The sequence below is a fragment of the Chamaesiphon sp. genome (genome assembly GCF_041738855.1).
In the GTDB taxonomy this organism is placed as follows: Bacteria; Cyanobacteriota; Cyanobacteriia; order Cyanobacteriales; family Chamaesiphonaceae; genus Chamaesiphon.
On sequence record NZ_JBGSPA010000095.1, the window covers coordinates 1 to 9,456 of the forward strand.

Sequence of the window (9,456 nt, forward strand, 5' to 3'; positions counted from 1 at the left end):
CATTTATGTCGGATTAATAATATTAGGTACGAGAGTAAAAGATAAAATTCGATCGGAGCCTGGAAATAGTCCAAGAGTTTTTATTCAAAGAATATAAGCAGAAAATGATGTCCCACTCAACTTTCACACTTCAGCATCGCATAATCGGTAGAGTCGCAGCTTGGGCTGTATTCTGCATGGGTATTGTGTACGCTGTCACTACAATTTTCGGATTTCTCTCCCTCAAATCGCCTGATGATGCGATCTGCGATCCATTCTTCTCTGTGATGGAACTGCTCATCATCTTAATAGCACCATCGATAGTCGTTAGTATGGTTGCCGTTCATGCCTACGCGCCGCCTGATGTCAAGATATACAGTCTGGCAGCACTGATTTTTACGATCCTGATGGCAGGTATCACATCCAGTGTCCACTTCGTTATCCTGACGGTGAGCCGACAGCTTGAAGCGAATAGCGTTGCTTGGCTGCTCTCATTCAAATGGCCATCAGTGGCATATACGTTAGACATCCTGGCGTGGGACTGGTTCTTTGCCCTCTCCATGCTTTTTGCTGCGCCTGTATTCAGGGTAGGTAGGCTGGAGCAAACAGTGCGGATGCTGATGATTGTCAGTGGTGTTCTGAGTCTTGCGGGGTTAATCGGTGTGCCACTTGCGAATATGCAAATTCGGAATATCGGCATCATTGGCTATGGTGTGATGGCTCCGGTTGTATTTCTGCTGCTGGGCATAGTTTTCGGGCGGACTCAATATGTCTAAAATCCCTTTTACCACCGAACAATTTCTTCAGGTATTCGAGAAGTATAATCAAGCCATATATCCGTTTCAGTTTGCACTAATTCTAGTCGCAATCGCTACAGTTTTCCTAGCAGCAAGTCGCAAACCATTCGCAAACAAACTTATTTCATGCTCGCTTGGTTTTCTCTGGCTGTGGACGGGGATTGTTTATCATTTAATTTTCTTTACAGCAATCAGCCCACACGCATATCTGTTCGGTACGTTATTCATTATTCAAGGCTTGTTATTTTTATTCGAAGGCGTGGTCAGGAATCGGTTAAGTTTTCGGGATAGCCAAAATTTTTACGGCATTTCCGGTGCAATTTTTATTGCTTATGCCCTGGTGATTTATCCATTAATTGGCTATGCCCTAGGACGAACTTTCACGGCATCACCCACATTCGGCGTACCTTGTCCGACAGCCATTTTCACGTTTGGATTGCTGATTTGGACAGACAAAAGGTTTTCATTGAGTTTATTAATTATTCCAGTTCTGTGGTCGCTGATCGGAACTTCGGCGGCGTTGAGTTTTGGGATTAAAGAAGATTTTGGGTTAGTTGTTGGTGGAACGATCGGCACAACTATAATTATTCGGCACAATTTAATCCAAAAAATGGAGAACCTATTCTGAAGGGGCGATCGTTACCCCTCCAGCCCATTGGCTCATTTATTCGCGTATAAAAATTTGCCAATATTATTAATATTTTATATATCTACCGTTCGCGTAGCATCGGCTCTGCCGAACCCTTGCCTCCCTCACAGATTCCTCATCTTTGTACAGTATTGTTAAAGTTGACCGATCTCCTGATTTTTCGATGGTTAGTCAAATTTCTAAACCTAATACCGAATCACTCAATCTATCCACTCCCCAGGGTTTACTATCGACGCTGCAAGCACTACGCCAGACCGTTGAAAGCGAAGGAAAGGCCACCTTTGATGAGTGGAACCCGCACATTCAGCGGACGGCGTTTATCGATAGTGCCGTGAATTTGGCTGAATATCTGGCTTTACGTCAGCACGATCTTCGCTCACTTCAGTCTGCACTAATGCCTTGGGGCTTATCTTCATTAGGTCGGATTGAAGGGCGGGTAATGCCCACTCTCGATGCAGTGATTGCCACTTTAGAAGTCATCTGTGGGTCTAAATCAGATCGACATTTCCAGCGTCCACCCGTCGAGTTTTTCTTTGAGGGCGATCGATTACTACAGCAGCATACGGAAGAACTATTCGGTGCGTCCTCACCCCACCGTCGAGCCAGAATTATGGTCACACTGGATACTGAAGCTGCTACCAACTATGAGCTAGTGCGAAGTTTTATCCAACGCGGCGCAAACTGTATGCGGATTAATTGCGCCCATGATACTCCCGAAATCTGGCAAGGTGCGATCGATAATATCCGCCGCGCAGAACGAGAAACAGGCACAACCTGTAAAATTATGATGGATTTAGGCGGCCCCAAAATCCGCACTGGGGCTGTACTTGCGCCACACCACAAAAAACGGGTATTTAAAGGCGATCGAATTGTACTATCGCGGCGCGAACCCGAACTCGAAAGTGCAGCAGATCCGGCTAAATCGACCCATGTAGAATATTTCCAGACTAGCTGTACGATTCCCAGTATTCTTGACTTGTTAGCTGTTGATACCCCTGTCTACATCGATGACGGTAAGATTTGGACTCGTGTAATCGATACTCAGTATCCGATCGATCGCGAACAGCCAGGACTGCTATTAGAAGTAACTAATACCAGTCCTAAAGGTGTCAAACTCAAACCTGAAAAGGGGATGAATTTCCCCGACACAGCTTTAGATCTGAGTCCACTCACTGAAAAAGATTTAGCCGATCTAGATTTTGTCGCGGTTCATGCAGATATTGTCGGTTACTCATTTGTCCAACGACCTACCGATATTGAATTACTGCAACAAGAGCTAGATAAACGATGTGAAAACCGAGTATCTCCACCAGCGATCGTTGCCAAGATTGAAACCGCAATTGCCGTTACCAATCTGCCTGAATTAATCGTCTATGCCGCAGGAAAAGGATCTTTTGGGGTAATGATTGCCAGGGGCGATCTAGCCGTTCAAATTGGCTATCAGCGTCTCACCGAGATCCAAGAAGAAATGCTATGGATTTGTGAAGCAGCACATATTCCCGTAATTTGGGCAACCCAAGTATTAGAGAATTTGGTCAAAGACGGCATCCCTTCGCGGGGCGAAATGAGCGATGTCGCGATGTCTGAACGGGCTGAGTGTGTGATGTTAAACAAAGGGCCATTTATTGCCGAAGCGATCGGTATTTTGGATGATGTACTCACGCGGATGGAAGCCCATCAATTGAAAAAAACACCTCAGTTGCGGGCACTTCATTCATGGTAATTATTTTAACCAACAATTCAAATTATGAAAGTTGCTATTTTTAGTACCAAGTCATACGATCGCCAATTTTTTACAGCCGCTAATTTACAACATCAACATCAACTAACATTTCTAGAACCTAAGCTCGATCGACACACCGCCATCCTTGCTAAAGATGCCACCGCCGTTTGTATCTTTGTTAATGATGAAGTCGATCGAGATACATTAGAAGCTCTCGCTAGCCATCAGGTGAGTTTAATTGCTTTGCGCTCTGCCGGATATAACAATGTCGATGTGGAGACAGCCAAAAATCTGGGCATCAAATTAGTGCGAGTTCCCGCCTATTCCCCCTATGCCGTCGCCGAACATACTGTGGGACTAATCCTAACCCTCAATCGCAAATTGCATCGCGCCTATAACCGCGTCCGCGAAGGCAATTTTTCACTCGAAGGATTGCTCGGTTTCGATCTACATGGACGGTCGATCGGGATTATCGGTACGGGCAAAATTGGCACAGTCACCGCCCAAATCATGACGGGCTTTGGTTGCAAGGTTCTCGCTTACGATCCCTTTCCCAACCCCCAATGTGAGGCAATCGGAGTCCAATACATGGAGCTATCTCAACTATTTTCCCAGTCAGATATTATTACGCTTCACTGTCCGTTAACTCCAGAAAACCATCACTTGATTAACAAGGAGGCGATCGCGCAAATGAAGCCTCATGTGATGCTAATCAACACTAGTCGGGGCGCATTAATCGACACAGATGCCATTGTTACTGCACTCAAATCATCCCAAATTGGCGCATTAGGATTAGATGTCTACGAACAAGAGTCAGCATTATTCTTTGAAGATCGATCCGATCGAATTATGCAAGATGATACCTTTGCTCGATTGATGACTTTCCCGAACGTGATGATTACCGGACATCAGGCATTTTTTACTGAAGATGCAATGCGGGCGATCGCTGAAGTGACATTAGCAAATATCACCCAAATAGAACGATCGCAGCCCTGTGAAAATGAAATTTAGATTTAGGAATTAACTTAAAATGACACTCAAAATTGGTATTAACGGCTTCGGGCGGATCGGACGGCTAGTGGCGCGGATTGCCATGAGCCATCCCGAAATAGAACTAGTCGGTGTGAATGACCTCGTTCCCGCCGATAACCTTGCTTACCTATTTAAATACGACTCCACCCACGGCACATATCCAGGCACGGTTGTAGCCCAGCCTGACGGCATCTCCATTGATAATCGCTTTGTATCCTGTCTGGCGATTAAAGATCCGGCCGAACTCCCTTGGGGTAAATTAGGAGCAGATTATGTAGTTGAATCCACTGGACTTTTTACTACTTACGAGGGTGCCCGAAAACACATTCAAGCTGGAGCAAAACGAGTCGTTATCTCTGCCCCAACCAAAGACCCCGACCAGATTTGGACTGTGGTAATGGGAGTCAATCATCAGGAATTCGATCGGGCAACGGATGAAATTATTTCCAATGCAAGCTGCACTACTAACTGTCTGGCTCCAGTTGCCAAAGTCTTGCACGACACCTTTGGGATTGCCGAAGGCTTAATGACTACCGTTCATGCCATGACTGCCACCCAACTCACTGTCGATGGCCCCAGTAAAAAAGACTGGCGGAGCGGACGGGGAGCCGCTCAGAATATCATTCCCGCCTCAACAGGCGCGGCAAAAGCAGTCGCTCTAGTATTACCCGATCTCAAGGGAAAGTTGAGCGGGATGGCGTTTCGGGTGGGTACTGCGGATGTCTCAGTCATCGACCTGACTTTTAAAACTGTCAAACCCACCACCTATGCAGATATTTGTGCAGCGATGAAAGCGGCAGCGGCGGGGGAATTGAATGGCATCTTGGGCTATACCGAGGATAAAGTTGTGTCGATGGATTTTCGCACCGATCCTCGTTCCAGTATCTTTGATGCCACAGCAGGGATTGGTTTAAATGCCAACTTTTTCAAGGTGGTGGCTTGGTACGATAACGAGTGGGCTTATGCTTGTCGGACGATCGATCTGATGCTATTTATGGCAAGAAAAGACGGACTGATTTGAATCGATAGATATTTCACGGAATCACAGCTCTTCAATTTTGACGATACCGCCCTCAATATTATCAACCTGCAATCGATAACCGTAGAGCAATGCCAACTTGCTGCTGTTTTTGGGCATTACCGACTACCAAGGGAAGTGTTGCTTCCCTTTGTAAATTCACAACTCCGTAAATCATAGATTTTTCTTCAGATTTCTTGCCCCAAAATGATAAACGGCGCGATGTCCAATCCGAATCACCCACGGTTGAGCATCGGGGTATTGCTCAAACAAGCGATTGGTTGCGGGTACGATATTTTCATCGACCTCAAAGGCTCCTGTTTCGATGTCGATCGCCACAATTTTACCATCGTTGCCCACTTCGACTTGTTGTTGAATGCCAGATTCATAGAGTTCTTGCCCACGCCTAGCCAACTCTTCTTTGCTGTAACGTCGCTGGCGAACTGCCATAGGTTTGCCTCGTTTCAACTATACCTTTCTATTTTAGCTTGAGCGGGAGTCGATCGGATATCGACTCTCGCTTGAAAACATTACACGTCAATCGATTCTCAAACACTGAGGTTGTTGGATTTCACTACTCAACCCAACCTACTACTGGTTCTACCTCTTGTGCTGTTCAAGAATTGATAAGAAGCGATCGACCACAGAAGTTGTTCTGCCATAACACTCTTCTGCTGTGTAGTGTTCTACGCACAGAATTCCAGACTTCTTAAACCACTCATCTTTTTGTTTGTCTTTTTCGTATCTACCTTGGTGAAAAGCAACTTCTAAAATCCCCTTCTGGTGTCATAAATTTCGTGCCAAACTTTATTCCATTAGGATCGAAGTATCTTCCTGACATCAATAGTTTCATGCACTCTCGAAGATGTTCAGAATCAGCTCATCATCGAGCACTGTAGAAGCGTAGCAGGCAGGAAGGGCAATGAGAATCTCAGACAAATATCCACAATCTTCATTTATGCCTATTTCAGCATCTACAATAAGAGCTGCTAATCCTGGCTTGTCACTATGTCGTATCAACTCTATATACGTTCTGAGTAAGCTCTCTTCAAAGATATTCATTTGCTATTTTCTCTTAGCTCTCTAATTCATTGACTTGAAAATAGCATAGTCTAAAAAAACACCATTATGGCCTGTGTCTGCCACTACAGACTGTTATTGGTTGACCATATCTGGCTCGAAAATTTTATCAAAGCCCAAAACTATACAAACAGCTTTCTCGATTTCGCTCCAGTATTTATCCTCTATAGTTCCCAGCTTGTTGTCGATTCTCCGATTGTCAACAACCCTCATTTGTTCGAGATGAATTCCTCTATTTTCGTCTAGTCCATTACCCACCGTTGCTTCAATGTTGACCACAAAGGGGTAAGCTTTTGAGCCTTTTAATAAGGGAGCTACCATCGTTGTGTCAGATCTCGCATTGCCTACATCGTTCTGAAGGATTACGCAGGGGCGTTTTTTAGCTGTTTCGTTTCCCACTGTGGGATCTAAATTCACCCACCAGATCTCGCCTCTCCGGTACCGTAGATCGCCACTAGGCATCGATTCCATCTCCAACTGTGACATCCCACAACTCAATCTCAGCCTGATATTCTGAGTCGTTGGCTAGCTCTGTATAGGCATTCTCCAATTCTTTCAAAAATTGTCTCTTTTTTTCTTTGGACAAAATTTCGTTGATAAATTGGCTGCGATTTTGGCTCGATCGATCCACGAACTCTAAAACTTCTTCATCTAATGTGATGCTCACTTTCGCGCTCATGTCTGAATCCTACTAGTTGGTGGGATAATACTATCTTAACATACTTTCCAATCGCAACTTTATAGGCTACTGGATATGATGTCAATCATTTAGAATCTTTTTATCAATCGATCCTCCAGTAGCATCCAGATCGTATACGATCGGTACACCCGTTGCTAGTTCTAGTGCTGTCACCTCATCTGGACTCAACTTGTCAAGCATCATCATAATCGATCGTAACGAGTTACCATGTGCGGCAATTAAGACGTTATCACCTGCGAGTAGATGAGGCAGAATTCGGCTGTTGAAATAATCAACCACCCGCTGTTGGGTATCCTCCAAACTCTCTCCCCCAGGTGGTCGGACACTGTAAGATCTTCGCCACTGCTGCACCTGTTCGCTGCCATACTTAGCAGCGGTATCCGCCTTATTTAAACCCTGCAAATCACCATAAAACCGCTCATCGAGGGCGGCATTCGTAAAAATAGGTAGTTCTTCCGCCGGATTACCATCATAGCTGTCCCAGCCGCGCCAATCTGGATCGGGTTGTTCGTGTTTAATAATCGGAATTTTGCCACCGCAGATGTCATCATTTTCGGTCAAACAAATCGTGGCTGTCTCGATTGCCCTGATTAATTTACTAGTGAAACAGACATTCACCCGATACCCACTGAGCCGACAGGAGGCGATTGTCGCCTCCGCACGACCGCGTTCGCTCAGGGGTACGTCAACCCATCCCGTGAATTTATTGAGCGCGTTCCAGAGGCTTTGACCATGACGAACCAAAATTAGTTGAGCCATTATTCTCGCTCTTTGTGATATCGCAATCTACTACCTCAATATATAACTACCTCACGAGATCCTCACAGGATTAACCTAAGATCGATCGCAGTACTTAATAACTTTATAATTCCGGACAATTTAACAAACTAAATTAAACTACTTTATGAATAATTCCAGCCGGAATGTCAATTCTGTAGATTCAGCCAACGCACTTGTCGATATCGCGCAGAAAGATGTAGACGGAGTTCTACAATTATTTGACACTTCACTGGTAGGGCTGACTGAGACTGAAGCCCAGCGACGATTGGCAAAATCGGGGCTAAATGAGATCGCCCGCGAAAAGCCGAAGAGGTGGTATGTTCAACTGCTGAAAACGGTGACAAATCCGCTCTCACTATTACTAATCGTACTCGCGATCGTTTCACTATTAACCGGAAGCCCGACAGCCGCTCTCATCATTACAATCATGGTAATTTTTGGTGGATTACTGCGGTTTTCTCAAGAATTTCGATCGAACAAAGCCGCCGAAAAACTGCGAGAAATGGTCAGCACTACAACAGCGGTGAATCGTCAGGATCGCACTAAATCTACCACCCCAAAAGAGCAGCAAGGTATCACCACCGGAACCGAGATTGCGGTGAAGTTCCTAGTGCCTGGAGATATCATCTTTTTGTCAGCCGGAGACATGATTCCCGCCGATATTCGGCTAATTGTTGCCAAGGATTTATTTTTGAGTCAATCCGCACTCACAGGCGAATCGCTCCCCACCGAGAAACACGTAGATCTCATCGATAAGCAGGAGAAAAACCCGCTAGAGCTAGTCAATCTTTGCTTTATGGGTACCACCGTAGTTAGTGGTTCTGGCACCGCTGTAGTCGCCGAAACAGGCAGTCATACCTATCTCGCATCACTGGCGAAAACGCTTGGTGACACTAGAGTTCGCACTAGTTTTGATAAAGCAGTAAATAGTGTCACTACGCTGCTATTGCGCTTTATGCTGATTATGGCTCCACTCGTATTTCTAATTAACGGCATCGTCAAACACAATTGGGTAGAGGCGTTCACCTTCGCTCTATCTGTGGCGGTAGGATTGGCTCCCGAAATGTTGCCTGTAATTGTCACCGCAAATTTGGCGAAAGGAGCAATCTCCATGTCTGAGCAAAAGGTGATTGTCAAAAACATCGATGCGATTCAAGATTTTGGCTCGATGAATATTCTCTGTACTGATAAAACAGGCACTCTCACTCAGGATAAAATCGTTTTACAGCGGCACTTAGATCCTTATGGTAAAGAAAGTTTAGATGTACTTAAATATGCCTATCTCAATAGCTTCTACCAGACTGGATTAAGGAATTTATTGGATGTCGCGGTATTAGATCGCAAGCAAGAACTTACCGCTCTAGATATTGACAGAGACTACCACAAGTTTGATGAAATTCCATTCGACTTTGTGCGACGTAGAATGTCAGTAATCATCGCCGAAACTGGCAAAGACCACGTTCTGATTTGCAAAGGTGCAGTTGAAGAAGTCCTCAAAGTCTGCACACAACTGAAAGTCGATGACAAGATTTTGCCGATCGATGAGTCAGTTCATACCCATTCGTGACAAGTTAAGAAAATTAGAGCTTTGTCAAGGAGGAATGGAGAATATGTCAAACTCTTACTAAACAAGCATTTGAGCTGATATAAGCAGATGACTCGCAGCCCTAGAACTAATCGTGACCACGCAAAAAAACA

Annotated in this window: 11 protein-coding genes; 6 read left to right on the forward strand and 5 right to left on the reverse strand. The window is 45.0% G+C overall.

What is annotated here, in order from left to right; translation table 11 throughout:
- Positions 1 to 104: 104 nt before the first annotated feature.
- The 5 genes from ACEW9I_RS09190 (at position 105) to gap (ending at position 5,201) form a co-directional block, all read left to right on the forward strand.
- Positions 105 to 755: a hypothetical protein gene (locus ACEW9I_RS09190; RefSeq protein ID WP_373540047.1), complete on the forward strand. Its 651-nt coding sequence runs from the start codon at positions 105 to 107 to the stop codon at positions 753 to 755.
- Positions 748 to 1,404, forward strand: coding sequence for a DUF6064 family protein (locus tag ACEW9I_RS09195; protein WP_373540048.1), 657 nt, complete (start codon positions 748 to 750; stop codon positions 1,402 to 1,404). The genes ACEW9I_RS09190 and ACEW9I_RS09195 overlap by 8 nt, the downstream gene beginning before the upstream one ends.
- 184 nt (positions 1,405 to 1,588) lie before the next feature.
- Positions 1,589 to 3,148, forward strand: coding sequence for a pyruvate kinase (locus ACEW9I_RS09200; protein WP_373540049.1), 1,560 nt, complete (start codon positions 1,589 to 1,591; stop codon positions 3,146 to 3,148).
- A gap of 24 nt (positions 3,149 to 3,172) precedes the next feature.
- Positions 3,173 to 4,159 carry a 2-hydroxyacid dehydrogenase gene (locus ACEW9I_RS09205; protein WP_373540050.1) on the forward strand — a complete coding sequence of 329 codons (987 nt, stop codon included), beginning with the start codon at positions 3,173 to 3,175 and terminating at the stop codon, positions 4,157 to 4,159.
- Positions 4,160 to 4,178: 19 nt separating this feature from the next.
- Entirely contained in the window at positions 4,179 to 5,201 is a 1,023-nt protein-coding gene (gene gap / locus ACEW9I_RS09210; protein WP_373540051.1) for a type I glyceraldehyde-3-phosphate dehydrogenase, read from the forward strand.
- Positions 5,202 to 5,372: 171 nt separating this feature from the next.
- On the opposite strand, the gene ACEW9I_RS09215 is transcribed toward gap, so the two are convergent.
- From ACEW9I_RS09215 to ACEW9I_RS09235, 5 genes are all read right to left on the reverse strand, one after another.
- Positions 5,373 to 5,648, reverse strand: a complete 276-nt coding sequence (locus ACEW9I_RS09215) for a hypothetical protein (protein ID WP_373540052.1) — start codon at positions 5,646 to 5,648, stop codon at positions 5,373 to 5,375.
- A gap of 399 nt (positions 5,649 to 6,047) precedes the next feature.
- On the reverse strand, positions 6,048 to 6,260 hold the full coding sequence (locus ACEW9I_RS09220; protein WP_373540053.1) for a hypothetical protein: 213 nt from the start codon (positions 6,258 to 6,260) through the stop codon (positions 6,048 to 6,050).
- 93 nt (positions 6,261 to 6,353) lie between these two features.
- Positions 6,354 to 6,740 carry a type II toxin-antitoxin system PemK/MazF family toxin gene (locus ACEW9I_RS09225; protein ID WP_373540054.1) on the reverse strand — a complete coding sequence of 129 codons (387 nt, stop codon included), beginning with the start codon at positions 6,738 to 6,740 and terminating at the stop codon, positions 6,354 to 6,356.
- Positions 6,733 to 6,957, reverse strand: coding sequence for a hypothetical protein (locus ACEW9I_RS09230; RefSeq protein ID WP_373540055.1), 225 nt, complete (start codon positions 6,955 to 6,957; stop codon positions 6,733 to 6,735). Before ACEW9I_RS09230 ends, ACEW9I_RS09225 begins: the two co-directional genes overlap by 8 nt.
- A gap of 81 nt (positions 6,958 to 7,038) precedes the next feature.
- The gene (locus tag ACEW9I_RS09235) at positions 7,039 to 7,737 is read right to left on the reverse strand and encodes a 2,3-bisphosphoglycerate-dependent phosphoglycerate mutase (RefSeq protein ID WP_373540056.1); all 699 of its coding nucleotides are present in this window, start codon (positions 7,735 to 7,737) and stop codon (positions 7,039 to 7,041) included.
- A 145-nt stretch (positions 7,738 to 7,882) separates the two neighbouring features.
- Between ACEW9I_RS09235 and ACEW9I_RS09240 the strand changes: the two genes are divergently transcribed.
- Positions 7,883 to 9,325, forward strand: coding sequence for an HAD-IC family P-type ATPase (locus tag ACEW9I_RS09240; RefSeq protein ID WP_373540057.1), 1,443 nt, complete (start codon positions 7,883 to 7,885; stop codon positions 9,323 to 9,325).
- Positions 9,326 to 9,456 lie beyond the last annotated feature (131 nt).

What these genes read in the sequence shown, in the direction of transcription:
- ACEW9I_RS09190 (WP_373540047.1), top strand. Translation starts at nt 105, where the DNA reads ATGATGTCCCACTCAACTTTCACACTTCAGCATCGCATAATCGGTAGA.
- ACEW9I_RS09195 (WP_373540048.1), top strand. Translation starts at nt 748, where the DNA reads ATGTCTAAAATCCCTTTTACCACCGAACAATTTCTTCAGGTATTCGAG.
- ACEW9I_RS09200 (WP_373540049.1), top strand. Translation starts at nt 1,589, where the DNA reads ATGGTTAGTCAAATTTCTAAACCTAATACCGAATCACTCAATCTATCC.
- ACEW9I_RS09205 (WP_373540050.1), top strand. Translation starts at nt 3,173, where the DNA reads ATGAAAGTTGCTATTTTTAGTACCAAGTCATACGATCGCCAATTTTTT.
- gap (WP_373540051.1), top strand. Translation starts at nt 4,179, where the DNA reads ATGACACTCAAAATTGGTATTAACGGCTTCGGGCGGATCGGACGGCTA.
- ACEW9I_RS09215 (WP_373540052.1), bottom strand. Translation starts at nt 5,648, where the DNA reads ATGGCAGTTCGCCAGCGACGTTACAGCAAAGAAGAGTTGGCTAGGCGT.
- ACEW9I_RS09220 (WP_373540053.1), bottom strand. Translation starts at nt 6,260, where the DNA reads ATGAATATCTTTGAAGAGAGCTTACTCAGAACGTATATAGAGTTGATA.
- ACEW9I_RS09225 (WP_373540054.1), bottom strand. Translation starts at nt 6,740, where the DNA reads ATGCCTAGTGGCGATCTACGGTACCGGAGAGGCGAGATCTGGTGGGTG.
- ACEW9I_RS09230 (WP_373540055.1), bottom strand. Translation starts at nt 6,957, where the DNA reads ATGAGCGCGAAAGTGAGCATCACATTAGATGAAGAAGTTTTAGAGTTC.
- ACEW9I_RS09235 (WP_373540056.1), bottom strand. Translation starts at nt 7,737, where the DNA reads ATGGCTCAACTAATTTTGGTTCGTCATGGTCAAAGCCTCTGGAACGCG.
- ACEW9I_RS09240 (WP_373540057.1), top strand. Translation starts at nt 7,883, where the DNA reads ATGAATAATTCCAGCCGGAATGTCAATTCTGTAGATTCAGCCAACGCA.